A 22438-nucleotide genomic window follows, 5' to 3' on the forward strand; every position below is an offset into this window, starting at 1 on the left:
CCCCCTTTCGCATGCATGGGAGATGGTGCGTTGTCGGTCTGGGAGAGGTCGAGCACGGCGCGGGTGGTGCCGTCCGCGCGGCCACGGAAGCTCGCGAAGGTGCCGTTCGTGGAGTTGGCCGACGGGCGTTTGCAGGGCGTCGTGTCCAGCGGGTCGGACATCGGGCGCGTGTACGTGTCCTCGATCGAGGCGGGGACGTACGCGTTCGCGTGCAGCACCAACAACAACCGTCCCTGCGGCGGGGCCCGCGGGATGTTCTGCAACCACATCCGCGCGCTCGTCGGCGAGGCCGTGCTCCAGTACGGCGCCGAGCGCGTGGCCCGGTATCTGAAGGTCGAGGTCGACGCGGCGGAGCCCGACGCGCACTCCGTCACCTCCGTCATGACGGCCGCGCGGCCCGCGCAGGGCGACAGTTCGGCGGCGGCCCAGGTGTTCAGCCGGTTCCTGCGGCATCTCTCCTATCTCGAACTGGCGCCCACCACCGATCCGTTGCCCGAGATGCAGTGGTTCCCGACGACGAGGGCGGTGGCGGCCTGATGCGTGCCGATCTGCTCACCGACGCCGTCGACGGACTCGACGAAGCCCTCGCCGCCGTGGACGGCTTCGACGAGGCTCTCGTCGGTGGTCTGCTCCGTCCGCAGCCGGGCCAGACCGACGGGCTGTCCGGGCTCGCCGACGCCGTCGCCGGGTCGCCGCTGGCCGCGCGGGTGGCCGAGGCCGCCGACAAGACGGCCGCCGGGGCCGCCGGGGAGGACCACTTCGTCGCGCTCGCCGCCGCCCGCACCGCCCTGCTCGGCTCCGTCCACGACGCGCTGACCGCCCGCGTGGAGGAGGCCACCGGCCGGCCGCGCACCGATGAGGCCGCCGCCCCCGCGCCCGGCGAGGAGTACGCGGCGAACCTGCACGCCGCCGCCCGCAGCTGGCTGTGCGACCTGGCGCGGGCCGGCTGGCAGGGCATCGACCACGAACTCGTCGCAGGTGCCGCGCCCGTCGTCTCCGCGATGCTGCCCGACCCCGCGCTGCGCCGCCTGGCCACGCTGCTCGACGGTTTCGCCGCAGAACTGGCCGCGTCCTGCCCCGGAGCGACCCTGGAGCGCTTCCCCGTGCGCCGGTGGGCCGACCTGTGGTCGCGTGCCCTGCTGCTGACGCTGCCCGGCGCGGCCCGTACCTCCTCCGTCGCCGAGGCGACCGGCCGTCTGCTGCCGCTCGGCGTCGACCTCCAGGAGCACGCCACCGCCGTACAGGCGCAGGTCCACGCGGTGTTCGAGCCCGCGGACGGCACCACGCCGCGGCTGGTGCTGGCCTCGGTGTCCGCACCGAAGCCGGACACGGTCGTCGGGGCAGGACTGTGGCAGCTGCTCCGGCCGCACATGTCCCTGCTGGCCGCCGTGAGCGAGGGCCGTGCCATGGATCTCGACGCCATGCCCGTCACCGCCGAAGGTGACCTGATATGGGACGACGCCCGGGCGCGGGCCGGTGAGCCCGCCGACGTGTTCGCCACCGCGCGCGTGGCCCTGCCCACCGCCGCCGCCTTCGCCGTCTCGCCGCTGGACCGGCATCCGGCCCGGATCGCGGTGCCGGTACTGCTGGAGGGGTACGGCGTCGAAGAAGGCGACGACGGGCTTGTCTTCGAGGTCGCCGGGTGCCGGCTGCGTGTCGACAGTGGCCGGGTGCCGGCCGCCGGTCCGCTCACCCCCGAGGCCGTCGCCGGGTCCGGCGCGTGTGTCGGGCTGCTGAGGTGGGACGCCGGCCAGTTCCTTCTGCAGCCGCTCGCCGTGGAGAGGACCGTGCGGAAGAAGGCCGCCGCCGTCCACGCCGGGGCCTGGGCCGGGGGCACGACCGACAAGGCCGGTGTGCGGGCCGAGAAGGCGGCCACCGACGCCGTCAAGGTGCTGCGCGAGCGTGCCGGAAAGCTGCTGCGGAAATGACCGAGCACACGACAGGCCGGACGCCGGAGCCCGATCCGTACGACAACCGGCGGCAGGTCCTCTACTGGCGGCTGCTGGCCCGTCTCTTCGACCAGGAGGAGCAGCCTTCCCTGGAATCGGCGAGTCTCGCCGTCGTGGAGGACATCGGCCTGCCCTCCGCACTGCTCGACCCGGGCGCGTCCGTCGACTCCGTCGTGCAGCGGCACCCGGAGCTGGCCGCCGAGTTCGACGGGCTGATGACGCCGGAGCCGGAGGCGGACGGCGCACGTGACCGGGCCGCCGAGGTGCGGCGCGCGGCACTCGCGTCGAAGGTGCTGCTGAACGTCTTCGCCTCCCGCCCCGGCACCGTCACCGCCGAGCAGCTGGCCCGCTGGCAGTCCGACGCCGGCTGGCTGGAGCGTGCCCTGGGCTGCCGGCCCGGTGAACTGCGCGGTGGTCGCGGCGGCGCGAACCGGGCGGGTGCCGGTGGTGGGGTCAGCCCGACGGGTACCGGCATCGGAGGCCCCACGCCGGACCTCAGTCGCCTGATCCCCGCGATCGGCCCGGAGCTCGGTTCGATCGAGGCCGGTCTCGTCAAGCGCATGCACCTGCGCGAGGTGCTGGCCGACCCGCAGCTCGCCTCCCGGCTGACGCCGAGCATGTCCCTCATCGAGCAGTTGCTGCGCGACAAGAACAACCTCTCCGGTGTGGCCCTGGCCAACGCCAAGGCGCTGATCCGCCGTTACGTCGACGAGGTCACCGAAGTGCTGCGCACCCAGGTGGAGAAGGCCGCGGTCGGCGAGCTCGACCGGTCCGTGCCGCCCAAGCGCGTGTTCCGCAACCTCGACCTCGACCGCACCATCTGGAAGAACCTCACCAACTGGGACCCGGAGGAGGAACGGCTCTACGTCGACCGTCTCTACTACCGGCACACCAGCCGCAAGACGACGCCCCAGCGACTGATCGTCGTCGTGGACCAGTCGGGTTCCATGGTCGACTCGATGGTCAACTGCACCATCCTGGCATCCATCTTCGCCGGACTGCCGAAGGTGGACGTCCACCTGATCGCCTACGACACACAGGCGCTGGACCTCACTCCCTGGGCGCACGACCCGTTCGAGACGCTGCTGCGCACCAAGCTCGGCGGCGGCACCGACGGCACGGTCGCCATGGCGCTGGCCCAGCCGAAGATCGCCGAGCCGCGCAACACCGTCGTGGTGTGGATCTCCGACTTCTACGAATGGCGCACCGACGAGCTGTTCGAGAGCATGGCCGCCATCCACCGCTCGGGGGCGAAGTTCATCCCGGTGGGTTCGGTGACCAGCTCCGGCCGCGGCAGCGTCAACCCCTGGTTCCGGGAGAAGTTCAAGGACCTCGGCACGCCGGTGATCTCCGGCCACATCAAGAAGCTCGTGCACGAACTCAAGACGTTCCTCACCTGACCCGGCCGCTCCTCCCCACACCCACCCTTCAGAAAGGCTCACCTCTTCATGTCCGACCTGCTGCGCGCCCCCGCCGAGATCAAGTACGCCGAGGAGCTCGACTGGCTGGAGTCGATCGACGACAACCCCAAGCCGTTCTCGTGGCGCCTGTCCCCGAAGATGGTCCGCCTGTTCATCCTCGGCTCCGAGCGCTCCGACGGCCTGGACCGGGAGATCTCGCAGAAGTGGTTCGGCGACCGCAGCTTCGTCGAGCGCTCGATCGTCACCCTCGCCTCCGACCGCGGTCTGCTGCTCATCGGCGACCCCGGCACCGGCAAGAGCTGGCTGGCCGAGCTGCTGTCCGCCGCGATCAGCCGCAATTCGACGCTGGTGGTGCAGGGCACGGCCGGCACCACCGAGGACCACATCAAGTACTCCTGGAACGTGTCCATGGTCATCGCCAAGGGCCAGTCGCGGGAGTCGATGATCCCCTCGCCGATCATGACCGCGATGGAGGCCGGCGCCATCGGCCGCTTCGAGGAGCTGACCCGCTCCACGAGTGATGTCCAGGACGCGCTGATCTCCATCCTCTCCGAGAAGTACATCTCCGTTCCCGAGCTGGAGAGCGGCGGCAGCGACAACATCGTCTTCGCCAAGCCCGGCTTCTCGATCATCGCCACGGCCAACAGCCGGGACCGGGGCGTCAACGACCTGTCCTCCGCGCTCAAGCGCCGTTTCAACTTCGTCCGTATCCCGGTCGTGACGAACAGGAAGAGCGAGGCGGAGATCGTCCGCTTCCGCACCGAGGAACTGCTCCGCCGGCACGCGATCGACCTGGAGGTGCCGCCGACCCTTCTCGACGTGCTCCTGCAGAGCTTCGCCGACCTGCGCGCGTCCGCCGCCGCGGCCGGCAGCGACGACGAGAAGCTGGAGTCCGCGCTGTCGACGGCCGAGCAGATCGGCGTGCTGGAGGACGCCGTCCTGCACAGCAACTTCTTCGGCGAGCGCGCGCTGACCGCCCGTACCCTCGCCTCCTCGCTGGTCGGCTCCCTCGCCCGCCGCGAGCCCGAGGACCTGGCCATCCTCAACAAGTACCTGCACGGCGTCGTCGAGCCGCGCAGCAAGGAGGAGGGCGGCTCCTGGCCCGAGTTCCTGGAGGGCGGCCGCGACGCGATCGCCACGCTGTCATGAGCGGGCCGCACGAGAGCACGTTCGCCGCGCTGCGCGGGCAGCTGCAGGAGGCCGCGGCCACGTTCGCGGGCGGGCCCGACGCCCTGGAGAGCATCCTCCTCGGCATGGTCGACGACGTCGACCGGGCGGTGGGCGAGCCGCTGGAGATCTTCCCCGTCTGCCACCACTCGCCCGCCTCGGCGACGGCCATGGCCCGCCGTCTGCGCGAGAAACAGCCCAAGGTGGTGTATCTGGAGCTGTGCGAGGACATGGCGCCGCTCCTGACCGAGCTGCGCAACTGCCGGCTGCCGGTGGCGGTGCAGGCGTTCGCCGGTGAGGTCGACGGCTTCCCCGCCGAATGGGCGCCGTTGTCGGTCGTCGCGCCGATCACCGAGGCCTCCGCCGAGTACCAGGCCATCGCGTACGCCCTCGACACCCCGGGCGTCGAACTGGTCCTGGTCGACCGGTCGTCCGACCACGTCTTCCAGTGGGACACCGGCGGCGAACGGGCACCGGGGCCCGAGGCGGAAGGGCCCAGGGACGCCGATGCTCCGGCCGAGGCCGCGCTGCACGGTGAGGCCGTCGGCGTGGAGATCGGCGACCTCCGGCCCCGTTTCGCCGAGCTGGAGGAGCACCTGCTGCGCCACGGCAAGGTGCGGCACTGGTCGGAGTGGTGGCACCAGTACGTCGAGGTGCCGCTCGGCGACAGTGACCACGACACCTACCGCCAGGTCATGTTCCTCATCGGCAGCCTGTTCCGGCGGCTCGCCCCCGGTGACGGCGCCCGGGTCCGCGTGGACGAGGACCGTGAGCGGTACATGTGGACCCGGATGCGCGAGCACCTGACGGCGACGGGTACGGATCCGGCGGACTGCCTGTACGTGTGCGGGGCGTTCCATGCGGCCAGCCGTGTCGCGGAGTTCGGCGTGCACGGTACCGACACGTTCACCATCTCCCCGCGGACCGCGACCGCTTGGCAGTACGGGCTCATCCCCTCCAGCCACGCGGCGATCGAGGCGCAGTTCGGTCTCGCCGCCGGCTCGGTGTCGATCGCCTCGACGGAGTGGGCGAAGGGCCTGAAGCGCACCCGCGTGCAGCCCTACCGGCTGGCGGGCCAGGCGGGTGCGAAGAAGACCCCGGCGAAGAAGTCCGCAGCCAAGAAGACCCCTGCGAGGATGACTCAAGGGGAAGCCGTCGTCCCGGCGCCGGACTCCGCCGCCGCGGACCGGCTGTCCGGCTTCCTGCGCAGGCCGCCCGTGCTCGACGGCCTGGACGAGGCCGAACTGCTCGGCTGGTCGGTGGACATCGTGCGCGCGGCCCGGCGCAACGGCTATCTCGCCTCCACCGCCGACGCCATCGCGGTGTTCGAGACGTCGATCCTGCTCGCCGGGATGCGGGACCGGGCCAAGCCCACGCCGTACGACTTCCAGGACGCGGCGGTCACCTGCATCGAGAAGGACACCGTCCCCGGGCGGCGGGACGTGCGGCGTCTCGTCGAGATCATGATGGGCGGCGACCGGATCGGCCAGGTCGGCTACGACGCGCTGCCGCCGCTCGCCCGCGACGTGCACGACCGGCTGGCACCGCTCGGCCTGAAGCTGCAGCAGCGGGGCGTGCAGCGGGCACTGCTGGACATGGCCGCCCGGCCGGAGCTCCGGGCCTGCTCCGACGTTCTGTGGATGCTGCGGCGCCTGATGCCGCAGGGCGCGGCACGGCCGATCATGGGCGAGCGGCGGCTCGGTGAGCGTTCGATCCAGGAGTCGTGGGACCTGGCGCTCGGCACCCATCAGCGGGCCCTCATCGAGCTGGGTTACGAGGGCGTCAGCATCGAGCAGGTCCTGGAGCAGCGGCTGCGGCGCGACGCGTACGCTCCCCGGGCGACGACGGCGACCGTGCTGGCAGCGGTCGAGGACGCGACGCTGTACCTGCGCAGCCGCCGCCTCGCCGACGAACTCGGCACGCACGCGCTGAAGGTGCTCGGCACCGAGCGCAGCGTGGACGGCGCGCCGGAGGTGCTGCGCCGGGCGCGCGGCCTGCTGGCGTACTACCGCACGAGCGAGCCGGTGCTGCCTGCGTGGATCGAGTCCTTCGTCAAGACCGGCTACGCCCACTACTGCACGCTGCTGCCGACGGCGTTCCAGGACGAGGACGCGACGGTCGGCCAGGTCGCGGCGATGCTCGGCTTCCTGTTCAGCATGGAGAGCCTCGCCCTGTCGCTGGGCTGCGACCGGGCCCAGCTGGAGCTGGCGGTCGCCCAGTCGCACCCCGAGGACCCGTCGAAGACGGCCCTGCTGTGGGCGGCGCAGGTGCAGCTCGGCACCCTGTCCCGGGCCGAGCTGCGGGCGCGGTGCGACGAACTGCTGGACAATCCGCTGGTGGTGCCCGCGTATCCGCGCTACCTCAGCGGCTTCGTCCACGCGCTGGAGCCCGTTCCGGGGCTGGCGGACGTGGTCGTCGAGGCGGTGTCGAACGCGTTCGGACGGTTGCCGGACGCGGTGCTGCTGCCGTGGCTGCCGCTGCTGATCACCACCTTGCGGTCAGGAGCGGCGGAGCTGGCTCCGCTGCTGATCCGCGAGGCAGGACGGATCTTCCCTGGCCGGCTCCCGGCGTTGGACGCGTGGGTGCCGCCGTGGCGTACGCCCGCGGCCGGGCCCGCCGCCCGCCGGGCGGCTCCCGGCGGCGACGGCCCGCAGGGGGCCGCGCTGGTCAGGGCGCATCCGGCGACGTGCGACGCGGTGGCCGGACTGCTGGGGTGCCCACCGGAATGGACGCGGTCCGAGGTCACCGTCCCGTCGGGCGCGGCGTTGCTGGCCGCGCATCCGGCGACGTGCGACGCGATGGCGGGCCTGCTGGGCTGCGCCGGTACGTGGGCGGTGGCCGGCCCGTCCTCCTCGGGCGCGGCGCTCACGAGCCGTCACCCGTCCACGGCTGCGGCCCTGGAGTCCCTGCTCGCGGGCAGATGACGTCGACGGCCGGGTCCGGGTCTCCCGGCCCCGGCCGTCCTCCTCCGCCCCCGGCTCCCGGCCCCCGGCCCCCGGCCCCCGGCCCCCGGCACACCGTCGCCCTGCGTCAGGCATAGGGGTCGGGGATCACCTCGGTCGGGGACCGGACGACCTTTTCCACCCGCAGGACGGCACTGCTCACCGCCCCGCGCTCAGCGATCAGCATGTCGGGCAGATGCGACTCGTAGAAGCGGAGGTACCCGATGGCGCCCCAGCTCGTCGTACGCGCACCGAGCCACAGCACCATCCTGCGCAGGTCGTCGAACTCGTCGGGATGGGCCTCCTGCCGCACGGTGAGCGCCCAGCCCCCGTGGTCGGAGTGCAGCTCACCGACCAGGACGCCGCCGATCCGCCGTGCCGGCCCTCGGGCGTCCCAGAGGGGGTACTCGTACCCCTCGTCCTGCCGGCCGTCCTCCTCCCCCAAGTGCCAGCGGAGCAGGGCGAGGTCAGCGGGCAGGAGGGAGTCCGGCAGGTCGAGCGTGAGCTGGAGTTCGTAGATGTCGGCCACGGCCAAAGGCTACGAACCGGTGCGTCACGTCCGGCGGGTGGTCCGGGGAGGGGGAGCGTCACCAGCCGGGATAGCGGCTCCACCAGTGCGGGTCCCATCCGGGGACGTACTCGCTGCCGCTCGGTGAGTCGTCGAGTTCGAGCAGCAGGTCGCGGGCCAGGGTGTCCAGGACCCAGGCCAGTTCGTGACGGCTGACCAGGTCCACGGGCAGGACCTCCGCGCCGTGTGCGGCGCCGAGGAGCGCGCCGGTGACACAGGCGACGGAGTCCCCGTCCGGGGCGCTCGCCGCGAACTCCAGCGCGGCCCGGAAGCCGGCACGGTCCGGGAAGGAGGCGGCGGCGTAGACGCCGCCGAGCAGGGCCGCGGGTGCGGTGGCGTCCGGCGCGAGCCGTGCCAGCCGTCCCGGGTCCGCCGGCTCGTCGACAGCGTGCCGGAACGCCGCCACGAGTCGGCCGTGCTCGTCGTCGCCGATGCGTCCGCCCACGGCCGGGAGGGCGGCGATACCCGCGTGCAGCGCCTCCCGGACGCATCCGGCGGACTGGGCGGACGGGCCGCCGCCCTGGGGAAGGACGTGGGTCAGACAGTGGTGGGCCAGTAGGGCTGCGTGGACGGTGGCGGCCTGGGCGGCGGGGTCGCCGTGCGTGAGCGCGGCGAGCGCTCCGGCCTGGGCGATGCCCCCGGTTCCGGTGACCGCGACCGGGAGGCTCCGGGTCAGGGCGTGACAGCCCCGGCTGCCGGTGGCCATGCGCTCGTACCCATCCTCTATCCGGGACAGGGCCGTCACCGTCGCGGGTGCGCTGCCGCGCCGCTCGGCCAGCGCGGGCACACCCGCCAGCCAGCCGTCGGGCCACGCCGCGGAGCCGTGGGAGTTCCAGCGGCGCCGCATCTTCTCCACCTCGATGCCCTGGAGGTGAGCCCACCGGCAGTAGGCGTGCAGCACGACGCCCGGCCCGTAGCAGATGCCCTTGTGGTGTCCGCGTACCTGCGCGCGGACGATGCCCTCGGCGGTGAAGCAGGCCAGTTGGGTGCTGACTCCGGCCCGCAGCGGACCGGTGGCCGGCAGCTTGCCCCGGGCCACTCCGAGGGTGTCCCCGAGCGCCAGGCCGAGCATCATCCCGCGTACACGGGACTGCCTGGAGAAGAACTCCCTCTGGTCGTCCTTCGCGTGGGGCAAGGCAGCGCGCCTCTCTGTTCTCTGGCGGACACATATTCGAGTGAGGGGGGTTCGTGCGGGGCCTGCGAGGGAGGCCTGTCAGGTCCCGCGCGAAGTGGTGGTGCGAGCCGCCTGGCGGCTCAGGCGGCAGGCGTCGGTGGCGTCGCCGTACGACCGCAGCAGCGGCTCCGCCGCTCGGTCGTCACCCCCCTCGGGGCGGTCCCCGGTGATCGGCAGGTGCGCGGACGGCATGCGGTCACCTTACCGACCGCCGGCCGTCCGCCCTCTGCGGCAGCGGTTCTCAGAGACCCGCCCGTTCCAGCAGGACGGGCAGGGCCTCCGGTTTCACCTTCTGGACCGTTCTCACCTGTCCGAGGCCCAGTTCGTCCCGGGCCACGGGGTCGCGGTACAGCGCCTTCGTCGCCTCGGTCAGCAGGGTCACGGCAACCAGATAGGGGACGTCGGGGTCGTCGGTGTCGTCCCGGGGTTCCTCGTCGACGCCGGCCACCGCGGCCACCACCGCCTCCGGGTGAGTGAAGAAGATCCAGAGGCGGTCGCCCGGCCTCATACGATTCCGGCGGCCGAGCCAGAGATCGAGTTCCGGTTCCTCTTCGGCCAGTCGGCGAATCGTGTCCTTGTCGGACGGCTCACCGTCCAGCGTGTCCTTGTTCGGATTGAGGATGTAGATCCAGTCCGCCACGGTTTCCCTCTCGGTCCAAAGACACGGCCCACCGGCAACGCACAGCAGTGCAGCGCCCCATCGTGCCAGGCTCACGGCAGACACACGTACGTATTTTCGAGACGCAGCCGGCGGCTGCGCCCACAGCATGCCTCCGCAGCCGTGCCGGGTGCCCTTCCCGGCCCCTGAGGACGGGCCCGCTCGATGCGGGCGAGCCGGGGCGGCCCCTCCCGGGTGTGCGCGGGAAGGGCCGCCCGTCGGCTAGCGGAGCGGTGCCGGCACCGGCGCCGGTGCGTACCCCTTCGGCCGGGCCGTGAACGTGCCGCGGCCCTGGGTGCGGCTGCGCAGGCGGGTCGCGTAGCCGAACAGTTCGGCCAGCGGCACGGTCGCGGTGACCACCGTGGCGCCCGCCCGGGTCGCCGAGCCGCTCACCCGGCCGCGGCGGGCCGACAGGTCGCCGAGCACCGCGCCCACCGCGTCCTCGGGCACGGTGACCGTGACCTCGGCGACCGGCTCCAGCAGCACCATCGCGCAGGCCCGCAGGGCCTCACGCAGACCGAACCGGCCGGCGGTGCGGAAGGCGGTGTCCGAGGAGTCCTTCACGTGGGTCTGGCCGTCGGTCAGCGTGACCCGCACACCGGTGACCGGATGACCGCCCAGCGGGCCCTCTTCCAGGGCGTCCCGGCAGCCGGCCTCGACCGCGCGGACGTACTCCTGCGGTACGCGCCCACCGACGACGGACGAGCGGAACTCGAAGCCCGTACCGGCGTTCAGCGGCTCCACGTCGAGGACCACGTGGGCGAACTGGCCCGCCCCGCCGTCCTGTTTGACGTGCCGGTGCACGAACCCGGACACCCCGCGCCCGACCGTCTCGCGGTAACTCACCCTCGGACGGCCCACGTTGACGCCCATCCCGTGGTCCCGCCGGATCTTCTCCACCGCGACCTCCAGGTGCAGCTCGCCCATCCCGGACAGCACCGTCTGACCGGTCTCCGGGTCGGTGCGCACGACCAGCGAGGGATCCTCCTCGGCCAGCCGCGCCAGTGCCGACGCGAGGCGCCCCGTCTCGGTGCCCTTGAGCGCCTCGACCGCCACGGAGACCACCGGCTCGGCCACGCCCGGAGGCTCCAGGACCAGCGGGGCGTCCGGGGCGCACAGGGTCGAGCCGGCGCGGGCGGACTTCAGGCCGACGACGGCCACGATGTCCCCGGCCACCGCCCGGTCGAGCTGGGCGTGCCGGTCGGCCTGGACGCGCAGGATGCGCCCGATCCGCTCGGTGCGGCGCGCGGTCGCGTCCCACACGGTGTCTCCCTTCTCGATGGTCCCGGAGTAGACGCGCAGGTAGGTGAGGCGCCCGGTGGCGGTGGCGTTCACCTTGAACGCGAGTGCGGTGAGCGGTGCCGCCGGGTCGGCGGGCCGCTGCTGTTCGGTGCCGTCGTCGCGGGTGCCGCGTACGGACGGCACGTCGAGCGGCGACGGCAGATAGGCGGTGACGGCGTCCAGCAGGGGTTCGACACCTCGGTTGCGGTAGGCGGAGCCGCACAGCACGACCACGCCGTCTCCGCTGCGGGTCAGGTCGCGCAGGGCGGCGGCGAGCGTGCCGGCGCCCAGAGCGCCGTTCTCGCAGAACTCCTCCAGCGCGCCCGGATGGAGTTCCGCTACGGCCTCCTCCAGCAGCCTGCGCCGACGGTGCGCCTCCTCCCGCAGGTCGTCCGGTAGCGGTGCCTCGGCGACCGCGTCACCGCCGTCGGTCCAGGTCAGTGCCCGCATGCGCAGCAGGTCGACGACGCCGGTGAAGGTGTCCTCCGCGCCGATCGGCAGCTGCACGACGAGGGGTGCGGGGTGCAGCCGCTCCCGGATCGACGCGACTGCCGCGTCGAGCTCGGCGCCGGCCCGGTCCATCTTGTTGACGAACGCGATGCGCGGCACACCGTGCCGGTCCGCCTGCCGCCACACCGACTCGCTCTGCGGTTCCACCCCGGCGACGGCGTCGAACACGGCGACCGCACCGTCGAGCACGCGCAGGGAGCGTTCCACCTCGTCGGCGAAGTCGACGTGCCCCGGGGTGTCGATGAGGTTGATGCGGTGCCCGTCCCAGTCGCAGCTGACGGCGGCGGCGAAGATCGTGATGCCCCGGTCGCGCTCCTGCGGGTCGAAGTCGGTGACGGTGGTGCCGTCGTGGACCTCACCACGCTTGTGCGTGGTGCCGGTGGCGTACAGGATCCGCTCGGTGACGGTGGTCTTGCCGGCGTCGACGTGGGCGAGGATGCCGAGGTTGCGGACGGTGGCGAGAGGGTTGGTGCGCATGGCCCCGTGGCCTTTCGGGTGTTCCGGAAAAGGGCAGCGCGATTCCCCGGACGCGTGCCGAGCGCGCGCGGTCCCGGCGAACGGGCCCGGAACGGGCGTTGCGGGATGCGGCGAGGATCAGGCGGGCGTCACGGACATCCGGTACCGGCCGCGCAGCGGGTACCGGACGGACGAGGACACCAGGATCACCGTGTACCGGGAACGGGGAGCGGCGACGGCGGTGCGGTGACGCACGGTCGGACTCCCCTCACTGGTCGGCTCGATGCGCCGCTGTGCCGGACGGCGCGCGGTCGCCAGCCGAGTGTAGGGAGCCGGGTGGGAACGGGGCACGGCATTTTCTGTCCCGTCGGCGCCCTGCCGACCCTCGGGACGGACGCCGTTCCGGCGGAACGCGTGCCGTTCGTCCGTGAAGGCCCCCGACCTCGGTCGCATCGCGCCGTGTTCACCCGAGAGTGCCCCGCGAGCCCGAGTCCGGGTTCACCCCTCCGAACGTTTCCTGAACCGGAGTGGCCCGGCAGGACCGCGACCCTCTGTACGATCACCACTCGTGACCTGTGTGGGGGATGCTCATGATTGAACTGACGGACGTCATACGCGAGTTGAGGGACCAGCTCAACGCCGGCCTGGCGGAGGCCGGTCCGGGGCCGCTGCGCTTCGAGCTCGGTCCTGTGGAGATCGAGGCGACCGTCGTGGTCGACCGCTCCGGCGGCGTCGGCGGCAAGGTGAACTTCTGGGTGGTGGAGGCCAGTGCCGACACGTCCGTCACGGCCTCCCGTACCCATCGCATCACTCTGACCCTCCAGCCCACTCTGGTGGCGCCCGACGGCACCCACCGGCGCGTGCTGGTGTCGGGTGACGAGGCGGGCGGGGAGCGTTGAGGATTCCGCCTTGTTCGCGCCGCTGACGCAGCGGGAAGGCTAGTCGTACGCTGTCCGGACCGGGCGCGAACGAACTCGATGACGGCCGGGGGAGGTCACGAGGTGGAGGGGCGCAGCGCCGCACGCGTGCGCAACGAACTCCTGGCCGAGATGGCCGGTGTGCTCGCGGCAACGGACACGGTGCGGCGGCAGGCCGGCGCGGAGATGCTGGTCCAGGACGTGTCCGCCGAGCTACGGCTGTCACTGGACCCGCGGCAGGACCAGCCGCTCGGGCTGTGGTCCCGGCATCTGGTCAAGCGGTGCGCCGAGGCCGACGAGGGACTCCAGACGCTGGCCCGCTGCCTGAACTACGCCGAGCAGGGATCGGTGAACGTGCTCGCGCTGTGGCGTCTGGTGGACGAGTGGGAGGCCACCGCCTTCTTCAAGGACATCGACCTGCGTCCCCTGCGGCCCGTCCTCCGGGAGATCCGTTCCACCTCGCTGCTCACCACCCTCGCCCGCCGGGCGAGCCACTCGCGCACCCAGGAGCTCGAAGCATGGTGCGACACGGGCTGGGAGGTCTTCCTGCACCTGGCGGGGAACAACATGGCGGTGGACGAACTCCCCCCGTCCATGGCTTTCCTCTCCCTCGCCGCCGAGCACCTGGTGAAGGAGGGACGCACCGAGGAGGCGGAGGACTTACGCCGGTGGAACCGGAAGCAGGCACGGCTCCGCGGCCTCACCGAGGAAATGGCCGGCTGGCGGCAGGAGGACTTCCCGCCGCCCGGGGAACCCTCGCTGCTTCCGGCGTACCTGCTGATCCAGTTCGAACCGGACGGGGTGGACCCCGACAACTTCTGGATGGCCCACTGGCGGCAGTCCGACGCCGACGGCTGGCACCCGTTGCCCGGCGAGACGGTCAAGCTGCACCGGGACGAACTCCCCGCCGCCGTGGACCGTCTGGTCGAGCAGGCGGAGGAGCGCTGGTCCGACCTGCGCCAGCCGGTCGTGATCGAATTCATCCTGCCGTGGACCCTGCTGGCGGAGCCCGTCGAGTGGTGGCACAAGGAGGCCGACGCGGCCGTGCCCACTCCCCTGGTCATGGACTACACCGTCGTGGTGCGCAGCTTCGAGCGGCTGCGCAGGACGGCCTGGCACCGGCCCTGGAACAACCGCTGGCGGCAGCTGAAGGACAGGCCCGCGGAGAGCCGCTCGTTCTGGAGCTCGCCGGACCGGTCCGCCTTCCACCTCGAGAGGGAGCTCAAGGACGACCAGCAGATCGTCTGTCTGGTCCTCAGCGCACCGCCGGGCTCCGACTCGCCCCTCGCCCAGCAGGAGTTCGTGGCGGCGCTGCGGGCCGGCATCCCGGCCATCCTGTGGGACCGGGGCGATTCCGGGACCGCCTTCCGGGAGGCCGCCGGCGACATCCTGCAGGAACGCGGCCTGGCCGGCGTACTGGAACGCACCCGGCGGTGGCGCGACCAGGCACTCGCGCTGGGTCCCGAGGGATGGCACCGCCACGTGGGCCGTCATCTGGCCCTCCTGCTGGACGACCCGGAACGCATGCCCGGGCCCTCGACTGCGGGTGGCGGTTCCGACAGTGCCGGATGAGACGTTGACCGCGGACGGGGGACAGAAGGGAGCGCGCTCCGTGAGGCCATGTGCGTCGACCGGAAGGCCCGGCCGCCCGCCCGGACCGTGGGCAGGCCGGCCCTCGCACGGCACTGCCGGCTCGACCGGGACCAGAGCGGGAGCCGGAGGCGTTCCGTCCCCGTCACCGCGACACCAGCGACGCCCTGAGAGTGACCATGGCCAGTGACAACGCCCGACGCAGTCGGTTACGGGCCGGGACGGATCTCGCGCCGCTGTGGAGTCGCTGGCGCGCCGAGGCCGACGCGGCACCGCGCGAGGTCGTCCTCGCCGTCGACTCCCATGTGACGATGCGGGTCTGGGACCAGGTCGTCGACGACCTGTCCGACGCCTTGCGCGAGAGCTTCGCCGAGGTGCGCCGCGTGGCTCTGGTCGGAACGGACGAGGCGCTTCCGGCCCACGTCCGCACCGAGCACTCCCTCGGCATGCCGCCGGACGGAACGCGCCGCGTGGTGCTGGTGGTCACGGACGGTCTGGCGGCCGGCTGGCACCTCGGTGCCGTGCAGCCGCTGCTGCGCCGGTGGGGCCGGTCCTGGCCCGTCGCCGTGGTCGACCTGCTGCCGCCGCACATCTGGTTCCGTACCGGCCTCGACGTGCTGCACGTCCAGATCGAGGCGCCCAGGTACTGGGCCCCCAACGCCGAGTGGGACTGGCGTGAGCGGGAGGTTCCCGCCGCGCTGCGGGGCGAGGCTCCCGACGCGGCGGGAACCGTCGGCGATTCCGATGACGACGACTCCCCGGTCGTGGTTCCCGTCCTCTCGCTGACCCACCACGGGTCCCGTGCCCTCGCCGACATACTGACCCGGGCGGAACCGCACCGGCTCGACCTGCCCGCGATGCCGGCCAACGCCTGGAAGGGCCGGCCGGACGCGGCCCGGGCCTTTCCGTGGGCGGCCGACTTCTCGGACCCGCCGACGGCCATCGACCGCGTTTTCGATTTTCGTGCCGCGGCGTCGCCCACGGCCTTCCATCTGGGCACCCGTCTCGCCGCGGCACCGCTCAGTCTGCCGGTCGTCCGCAGAGTGATCCGGTCGACGCCCGAGGCGGGGCCGGTGCACGCTGCCGAGTTCTTCATGAGCGGCCTGGTCCGGCCCACCGGTGCGCACGACGACGCCCCGGGGACGGTGGTCTACGACTTCCTCCCCGACGTCCGCGAGCAACTGCTCGCGCTGGGGCGCCGCAGCGCCACCATCCGCACGCTCCGTGACGTCCGCGAGGTGCTGGCCTCGACCCGGGAGACCGGGTCGCTCCTGCCTCCGCCCGACGAGCCGTTGAACAAGGCGTCACCGCCCCACGTCACGCGGAAGAACGCCCCCTTCCTCCGCGTGGAGCTGGCGGCGCTGGACGCTTTGTCCGTGTCACACCTTCAGCGCGCCAAATTGTTGCGACATGCGTTGAAATGGCACGATCAGCGGTATGCAGTACCGCTCGCCAAGGTCCCGCCCACCGGTGCCCCCCTGACACCACCCACCACTGCCGGAGTCACCGAAGGAGTCCCGCCGATGTCGACCACGCCCCAGCACGCCACGGCCACGGGGGGAGAGCGCACCGTACAGCCACGTGTGTGGGGGAACCTGCCGCCGCGGAACCAGAACTTCACGGGCCGCAGCGAGCTTCTCGACCTGCTCGACCAACGGCTGCGGGAGGGCACGACCACGGTCCTGCCCGAGGCGATTCACGGCATGGGCGGCGTCGGCAAGACGCAGCTGGCGATCGAGTACGCGTACCGGCACCAGTCGGAGTACGACATCGTGTGGTGGATCCCCTCGGAGCGGCCGGGCCAGATCGGCCAGTCCCTGGTGGAGCTGGCCAAGCGGCTGGGGCTGGTGACCACATCCGAGGCCAACATCGCGGGTCCGGCGGTCCGGGAGGCACTGCGTGAGGGGCGCCCGTACTCCAGGTGGCTGCTGATCTTCGACAACGCCGACAGCCCGGAGCAGGTGCGGCCCTACTTCCCGACCGGCGGCACCGGCACCATCCTCGTCACGTCCCGCAACCGCCGCTGGGGGCTCGTGGGCGGCTCCCTCGAGGTGGACGTGTTCACCCGCGAGGAGAGCAAGGAACTGCTCCGCGGCTCGGGGCCCGAACTCGCGGACAGCGAGGCCGAGGCGCTGGCCGACGCTCTGGGCGACCTGCCGCTGGCCCTGGTGCAGGCGGCCGCCTGGCGGGCGGAGACCGGCATGCCGGCCTCCGAGTACCTGCGGCTCTTCGAGAGCAAGCAGAACGAGCTCCTCGAGACGGCTCCGCCGCCGGACTACCAGCTGCCCGTCGCCGCGGCGTGGAACGTCTCGCTCGACCACCTGGAGACCCGCAGCCCGGCCGCCCTGCGGCTGCTGCAGCTGTGCTCGTACTTCGCCCCCGACCCGATCTCCAGGCAAATCCTGTCCGGCCCGGGATACAACACCATCTTCCCCGAGCTGGACGCGGCTCTGAACGACCCGATGAAGCTCGCACGCGCGATACGGGAGATCAACCGTTACTCGCTCGCCCGAATCGACCACCGAACGAACTCCATCGAGATGCACCGGTTGGTCCAGCACGTACTGATCAACCGTATGAGCCCAGAGGAGCAGAGCCGCATGCGCGAAGGCGCCCACGCCCTGATGGCGTCCGCCGATCCGAGGACGCCGACCGACCCGGAGAGCTGGCCTCGCTATGCGGAGCTGTACACGCACGTCATCGCCTCCCGCGCGGTCACCTCCGACCAGCCGTGGATGCGCCAGCTGGTGATGAACATCGCCAAGTACCTCTACTACTGGGGGGACCACGAGGTCTCCCTGGACTTCTCCGAGAACGCCTGGAACACCTGGGTGGAGATCTTCGGGGAGGAGGACGTGCAGACCCTGCTGATGGGGCGGTGGCTGGTCTTCGTCTACCTGATGGTCGGCCGGTACAGCGACGCGTCGACCCTGGTGGAGCGCATCCGGGGCGTCCACGAACGCGTGTCGCAGCCCGACAGCGAGGAGGCCCTGGACGCCACCCAGATGGAGGCCGCGGTACGCCGTGTCCAGGGGCGCTTCCTCGACGGTGCCGAACTCGACAGAGTCGTCTACGAACGGGCACACCGCGCCTTCGGCGACGACGACCCGGCCAGCCTGAACATGGCGCACAACCTCGGCGTGAGCCTGCGCCTCACCGGGGAGTTCCGGGAGGCGCTGCAGCTCGACCGGAACACCTGGCACCTCAAGCTGCGTCTGTTCGGACGCGACGACCAGCGCAGTCTCATCACGGAGAACTCGATCGCCATCGACGTGCGCGAGTCGGGGGACTACATCGGCGCGCTCCGGCTCCAGGAGGCCGCGCTGGAGGCCTTCCGGACCGTCTTCGGGAACGACAACCCGGCCACGATCAGCACCGAACGGGAACTGGGCATCGCGTGCCGCAAGGCCGGTCTCCACTCCCGTGCGCTCGAACTGGCCATCAAGTCCCACGAGTCCTTCACCCGGCGGTACGGGGACACCCATCCCCAGTCCCTGGCCACGGCGCTGCCCCTCGCCATCGCCCTGCGCCAGAACGGCGACCTGGAAGCGGCACGGGCGCGCGGGGCCCAGGCCTGCACCGGATACCGCAAGGTCTTCCATTCCCAGCACCCGTACTCCCTGGCCGCGGACGTCGGGCTCGCGGTGTCCGAGCGCCTGCTGGGCAGGGCGGAGGAGGCCCGCCGGCTCGACGAGGAGGCGCTCGTCGCGCTGTCCGAGGGCCTCGGTGCCGGCCACCCCTTCACCCTGGTGGCGGCCGTGAACCTGGCCAGCGACCTGGCGGCGCTCGGGGAGCACGAGGAAGCGGCGCGCAGGGGACGTGAGACGCTGGCGCGGTGCCGGGAGACCTTCGGTCCCGACCACCCGACCACTCTGGCCTGTGCCGGCAACCTGGCGCTCGACCTGACGTCGCTGGGGCTGGAGAGCGAGGCGTCTGCCCTGCGGCTCGACACCCGCGAGCGCATGGGCCGGGTGCTCGACACCCGGCACGGTGACCAGGAGGAGGCCACCCCCCACCCGGCGATCGTGGACTTCTCGAACGGCGCCCGGGCGAACTGCGACATCGACCCCATGCCCCTGTGAGGGTGTGAGGCGAGGGCCGTCACGGGCCGTGCGGTTACGGCCGGGCGCTCGCTCGGCCCTGCTCCCGCGGCCTTGCCGCGGCACCGGCCAGCCACGCCGCCAGGGTCACCGGATCGGGCCGTTCCCCGTACTCGCGCTCCAGCGCGTTCCGTACGGCCCGGGCCCACTGGGGCGACCGGAGCAGGAACCGGCGGGCGGCCCGCTGCTCCGCATCACCGTCCAGGGCCCGGCCGAGTGCTGCCCATGCCCCCACCACGGGGCCGGCGTCCAGCAGTTGGTCCGACAGCATCTGCCGGGCGGCCGCCCGGTCCCCGCGCGCAAGGAGGACGTCGGCCGGCCCGGCGCCGCGCACCTGGTCCGCGGCGGCGCCGGGGTCCCGACAGGCACCGTCCGGGTCCGTGAGGCAGTGCCTGGCCAGGACCGCCGCGGTGTCCAGGAAACGGGCACCCTCGTCGGGTGACAAGGCCGACGGTGCGCCGTGTACGGAAGGCGGACACGGGTCGCCTCGTCGCCACGCTCGCACCGCCTCGTCCACCAGGTGGGGCGGCGGCTGCAGATGGTGCTCGCGCCATCGGGCGCGGTGGCTGACCGCCGCTTCCCGGGCCGGCCGCGCCTGCGCCTCGGGTACGTGCTCGCCCAGCCACCCCGCGCAGCTGCGCGCCAACGACTCCAGGAGCCGGTGCCCCAGGGGCGTCAGCCGTGCGTGGCCTCGTACGCTGCCGAGCGTCGACCACACCGCGTCGCGCCACAGGGCGAACTCGAAGTGCGCCGACGGCGCGTGGGCCGGGTCGGCGGTGTGGCGGTGGGCGCGCCAGAACCGGGTGACGCCGAAGAAGGCGTAGATGCCCTGCAGCAGGCCCTCCAGGGGCCGGGGGTCGTCCCGCCACGGCGCGTGGAACAGCTCGGGCGCTTCGTCGGTCTTCTCGGCCCGTCGTACCAGGGGGCCGAGGTGGGACAGCGCGCCGAGCTTGATGTGCTGGAACTCGTGCACCAGGGTCGCGGCCAGGTCGGAGGCGCTGTCGGGCAGCGAGGCGTTGATACCGCCGAACGCCTCCGCGGAGGAACTGCTGTAAGGCCGAAACCTTTCTCCCCGTGGGACGGGAGCGATGGACATCAGCCCGCGACGCATCGCCTCGGTGTGGGACGGTTCGTCGCGCTGCAGTATCTGCCATGCCCGGGCGAGCACGGACTGCCAGGACCGTGCCTCCGACTCGGACAGGGCCCGTGGCGCACCGGGCCCGGAGAAGGTGCGATAGGGGTCGTGCTCTTCGAGGGTCAGCGTGCCGGGGCCGCCCCGCTCCAGCGTCAGCCGCCGGGTGGGCCGCCAGCCCGGTGACCGCCGCTCCCAGTCGGGCCCCACGACGACCTCGCCGCCCGCGCCGGTGATCCGCAGGCACTGCCCGTCCCCGGTGACGCGCGCGGTCGTCCACTCCTCTTCGGCCGGGAGTGACGCGCAGCCCAGCCCCGGAAGGAAGACGGCTCCCCCTCGCGCCGGTACCGACACCGTGAACGCGATGCGGGCCGCGGCGGCCGCGGCGGCGGCCAGACAGGAGAGGTGCCCCAGCAACACGGGGACCGGGGTGTCACCGTGCGGGGCGCCCCTGAGGCGTCGCAAAGCCGATGACACCCAGGAACCGGTGCCGGGAGCCATCAGGACCTCCTCGACCGCCCGGGGGTCCCTCGTCTGGGCACGCTCGAGCAGCCCCCAGGCGTCGGGGACCGACAGGAACGGTTCTGCGGAGCCGGGGGAACCGCTGACGCTCCGGTCCAGGAGGGCGCGCAGGAGCAGTAATCGGCGACTGCGTTCGGCGTTCAGCAGCTCATCGATGACGGCGCCGTCGCCACCGCCTCCGAGGAGCTGCTGCAGGCCGGTCGCCGAGATGCTGTGAAATGCGGATCGGTCCTCGGGTGTGCTGCCCACCGGACGCACTGGCATTCTCCCCGCCCACGGTCGCCGTTCTCCGTCCCAGCTTCTCAGTGCGTCTGATTGACGCCGGCGACCGTGATCGCATGGGGATCGTCGATGTTGCCCAGTAAGCGTTCGAGCGATTCGGACATGGCTGGACCGTCGAGAGAACGCAACGCCTCAAGTGATACTCCTGAGAGGTCCATGAGTCCGGACTCGAAGGCCGGCGTCGCCCGCTCCACGGCTGCCAAGTCCCCTCCCCGTATGTCTGCTCGTCCGCACCGCACAGTCGTTCCCCTTTTCATGATGGCCCACGGGAAGGTGGGCCGAAACCCTGCGTACCGGCCAGTTGTCCGGCAAGTCAGCTGTGCCGCGAGGCCAGTTCGGCTGCCGCCCGGTCCACTCGCCGCAGTTCCACGGAGTCCTCCTCCCACGTCCGCAGAGCCGCCATGAACCCGTCCAGGGTGCCGGGGTAGCGCAGGCAGGTGCGCAGCACGCCGTACACCTCGAACCGCAGCCGGTCGTCGCGGGGCCGGTGGGCGGCCACCCGCGGATCGACGCTCTCCAGGACGGCGTCGAGGCCGTTCGGTCTGCGCAGTGTGGGCAGGGCGGTCAACGCGTCCACCAGGTCCCTGAGATCGGTCAGGGTCAGCGTGTGCGGCAGCGAGTCGAGGGAGGGGGAGCGAGGATGCGGCAGGTCCGCCACCGCGGAGACGGGGCGGGCAGCGGCCGGGCCGGGTTGCTGCGGCAGGCCGGCGCGGATCCGGAGCAGCTCCAGTTCGGCGGGGGCCAGCGTCTCGTACCACCGCTGCACCCGCACCGCGGCGAGCCGTCCGGGGCCGTCGGACCGATGGTGGGCGGTGATCAGACCGATGATCGCGCCGTCGCACCAGAGGGCGGCGCCGGACATGCCCTCCCAGGGCGACCGGCCCGGACCGACCTCGTCGGCCGGGGGCGGCACGGCGACCTCCAGGGTTCCCTCCCGCCGGTTGGAGAGGACGGACACGGTGCCTTCCACGTGGCACGAGTCCCGGTACCGGCCGAGGGTGCCGCCGGGGACGCGGAGCGCGGGGGCGATGTCCTCGCGCATCTTGAACAGGGGGAATCCGACAGCGGTGACGGACAAGGTGACGTCGGCCTCCGGCAGCACCGCGTACCGGGGGGCGTGGTGCACCGGCGGGGCCTCGGCAGGCGGGTCGGTCAGTTCCAGCAGGGCCAGGTCGGCGGGGCCCGAGTGCAGGACGACCTGGGCGCGGGTGTCCCACTCGGCGGGACGGTCGGCGTCGAAGCGGACCCGGAGGGTGGCGAGCGGGGGCTGGACCAGATGGGCCGCGGTCAGCACGTACCGCTCGGCGACCCGGTAGCCGGAGCCACGGCGGCCCGGTGCGCCGCCGGGCAGGCCCGCGATCACCTCTGCGACCCGGGCGATCTCCAGCCCCCGGTATGCACGCTGCTGCTCCCCCACGCGGAGCTTCTACCCCAGAGGGCGGCTCCACAAATACGGGTGGGACCGGGAAACGAGCGAGGACCCCGGCCGTAAGGGTGGGGTCCTCGTCCGCAGATCGCTCTCACGAGTGTCCGAGGGGGGACTTGAACCCCCACGCCCGATAAAGGGCACTAGCACCTCAAGCTAGCGCGTCTGCCATTCCGCCACCCGGACCAGGTGTCTGCCGCCGTGACCGGGGGTGTTCCCCGCGGCGACATGGACAACCATACCAAGGTTTCGCAGTGCCTTTCACCTGCGTTTCCGTCCCCGGGGCGGCGCTCCGGGCCCGGTGGCCGGGATGCGCCCGCGGGTGCACCACGAGTGACGGTCC

16 protein-coding genes and 1 tRNA gene are annotated in these 22438 nt (G+C 72.3%); 8 read left to right on the forward strand and 9 right to left on the reverse strand.

The genetic code is table 11. The annotated features are described in order from the left end of the window. Positions 1-15: 15 nt before the first annotated feature. Genes IE260_RS00775 through IE260_RS00795 form a run of 5 tightly spaced genes read left to right on the forward strand, consistent with a single transcriptional unit; the run spans position 16 to position 7461 of the window. Positions 16-537, forward strand: coding sequence for a hypothetical protein (locus tag IE260_RS00775; protein WP_189868433.1), 522 nt, complete (start codon positions 16-18; stop codon positions 535-537). Next, on the forward strand, positions 537-1928 hold the full coding sequence (locus tag IE260_RS00780) for a hypothetical protein (protein WP_189868690.1): 1392 nt from the start codon (positions 537-539) through the stop codon (positions 1926-1928). Before IE260_RS00775 ends, IE260_RS00780 begins: the two co-directional genes overlap by 1 nt. Beyond that, positions 1925-3349 carry a vWA domain-containing protein gene (locus IE260_RS00785; RefSeq protein WP_189868434.1) on the forward strand — a complete coding sequence of 475 codons (1425 nt, stop codon included), beginning with the start codon at positions 1925-1927 and terminating at the stop codon, positions 3347-3349. The genes IE260_RS00780 and IE260_RS00785 overlap by 4 nt, the downstream gene beginning before the upstream one ends. Before the next feature lie 48 nt (positions 3350-3397). Next, positions 3398-4519: an ATP-binding protein gene (locus IE260_RS00790; protein WP_189868435.1), complete on the forward strand. Its 1122-nt coding sequence runs from the start codon at positions 3398-3400 to the stop codon at positions 4517-4519. After that, the gene (locus IE260_RS00795; RefSeq protein ID WP_189868436.1) at positions 4516-7461 is read left to right on the forward strand and encodes a DUF5682 family protein; all 2946 of its coding nucleotides are present in this window, start codon (positions 4516-4518) and stop codon (positions 7459-7461) included. Before IE260_RS00790 ends, IE260_RS00795 begins: the two co-directional genes overlap by 4 nt. A gap of 106 nt (positions 7462-7567) precedes the next feature. On the opposite strand, the gene IE260_RS00800 is transcribed toward IE260_RS00795, so the two are convergent. The 5 genes from IE260_RS00800 to fusA form a co-directional block, all read right to left on the reverse strand. After that, positions 7568-8008, reverse strand: a complete 441-nt coding sequence (locus IE260_RS00800) for a hypothetical protein (protein WP_189868437.1) — start codon at positions 8006-8008, stop codon at positions 7568-7570. Between the two features lie 58 nt (positions 8009-8066). Next, a complete protein-coding gene (locus IE260_RS00805) occupies positions 8067-9182 on the reverse strand; it encodes an ADP-ribosylglycohydrolase family protein (RefSeq protein ID WP_229880284.1) in 1116 nt (371 codons plus the stop codon). Positions 9183-9260: 78 nt separating this feature from the next. Continuing rightward, positions 9261-9413 carry a hypothetical protein gene (locus IE260_RS00810; RefSeq protein WP_189868438.1) on the reverse strand — a complete coding sequence of 51 codons (153 nt, stop codon included), beginning with the start codon at positions 9411-9413 and terminating at the stop codon, positions 9261-9263. Positions 9414-9462: 49 nt separating this feature from the next. After that, the gene (locus IE260_RS00815; protein ID WP_189868439.1) at positions 9463-9861 is read right to left on the reverse strand and encodes a hypothetical protein; all 399 of its coding nucleotides are present in this window, start codon (positions 9859-9861) and stop codon (positions 9463-9465) included. A 240-nt stretch (positions 9862-10101) separates the two neighbouring features. Continuing rightward, positions 10102-12147, reverse strand: a complete 2046-nt coding sequence (gene fusA / locus IE260_RS00820; RefSeq protein ID WP_189868440.1) for an elongation factor G — start codon at positions 12145-12147, stop codon at positions 10102-10104. A gap of 569 nt (positions 12148-12716) precedes the next feature. On the opposite strand from fusA, the gene IE260_RS00825 reads away from it, so the two are divergent. From IE260_RS00825 to fxsT, 3 genes are all read left to right on the forward strand, one after another. After that, positions 12717-13025, forward strand: coding sequence for a trypco2 family protein (locus IE260_RS00825; protein ID WP_189868441.1), 309 nt, complete (start codon positions 12717-12719; stop codon positions 13023-13025). A 102-nt stretch (positions 13026-13127) separates the two neighbouring features. Beyond that, positions 13128-14615, forward strand: coding sequence for a VMAP-C domain-containing protein (locus IE260_RS00830; protein WP_189868442.1), 1488 nt, complete (start codon positions 13128-13130; stop codon positions 14613-14615). A 50-nt stretch (positions 14616-14665) separates the two neighbouring features. Then, complete coding sequence (fxsT, locus tag IE260_RS00835) at positions 14666-18715, forward strand: FxSxx-COOH system tetratricopeptide repeat protein (protein ID WP_268254908.1); 4050 nt, start codon at positions 14666-14668, stop codon at positions 18713-18715. A gap of 34 nt (positions 18716-18749) precedes the next feature. Here fxsT and IE260_RS42515 read toward each other — a convergent pair whose 3' ends face one another. The 4 genes from IE260_RS42515 to IE260_RS00855 all read right to left on the reverse strand — a co-directional run bounded on the left by IE260_RS42515 (position 18750) and on the right by IE260_RS00855 (position 22281). Then, entirely contained in the window at positions 18750-20636 is a 1887-nt protein-coding gene (locus IE260_RS42515) for an HEXXH motif domain-containing protein (protein ID WP_189868444.1), read from the reverse strand. A 53-nt stretch (positions 20637-20689) separates the two neighbouring features. Continuing rightward, the gene (locus IE260_RS00845) at positions 20690-20863 is read right to left on the reverse strand and encodes an FxSxx-COOH-like cyclophane-containing RiPP peptide (protein WP_506005111.1); all 174 of its coding nucleotides are present in this window, start codon (positions 20861-20863) and stop codon (positions 20690-20692) included. A 119-nt stretch (positions 20864-20982) separates the two neighbouring features. Next, positions 20983-22086: an effector-associated domain 2-containing protein gene (locus IE260_RS00850; RefSeq protein ID WP_189868446.1), complete on the reverse strand. Its 1104-nt coding sequence runs from the start codon at positions 22084-22086 to the stop codon at positions 20983-20985. Positions 22087-22196: 110 nt separating this feature from the next. Beyond that, positions 22197-22281: transfer RNA gene (locus IE260_RS00855), tRNA-Leu, on the reverse strand. Positions 22282-22438: the final 157 nt, after the last annotated feature.

Origin of the sequence: Streptomyces viridiviolaceus (assembly GCF_014650995.1) — a bacterium.
GTDB classification, from domain to species: Bacteria; Actinomycetota; Actinomycetes; order Streptomycetales; family Streptomycetaceae; genus Streptomyces; species Streptomyces viridiviolaceus.

What these genes read in the sequence shown, in the direction of transcription:
- IE260_RS00795 (WP_189868436.1), top strand. Translation starts at nt 4,516, where the DNA reads ATGAGCGGGCCGCACGAGAGCACGTTCGCCGCGCTGCGCGGGCAGCTG.
- fusA (WP_189868440.1), bottom strand. Translation starts at nt 12,147, where the DNA reads ATGCGCACCAACCCTCTCGCCACCGTCCGCAACCTCGGCATCCTCGCC.
- IE260_RS00780 (WP_189868690.1), top strand. Translation starts at nt 537, where the DNA reads ATGCGTGCCGATCTGCTCACCGACGCCGTCGACGGACTCGACGAAGCC.
- IE260_RS00785 (WP_189868434.1), top strand. Translation starts at nt 1,925, where the DNA reads ATGACCGAGCACACGACAGGCCGGACGCCGGAGCCCGATCCGTACGAC.
- IE260_RS00825 (WP_189868441.1), top strand. Translation starts at nt 12,717, where the DNA reads ATGATTGAACTGACGGACGTCATACGCGAGTTGAGGGACCAGCTCAAC.
- IE260_RS00775 (WP_189868433.1), top strand. Translation starts at nt 16, where the DNA reads ATGGGAGATGGTGCGTTGTCGGTCTGGGAGAGGTCGAGCACGGCGCGG.
- IE260_RS00810 (WP_189868438.1), bottom strand. Translation starts at nt 9,413, where the DNA reads ATGCCGTCCGCGCACCTGCCGATCACCGGGGACCGCCCCGAGGGGGGT.
- IE260_RS00790 (WP_189868435.1), top strand. Translation starts at nt 3,398, where the DNA reads ATGTCCGACCTGCTGCGCGCCCCCGCCGAGATCAAGTACGCCGAGGAG.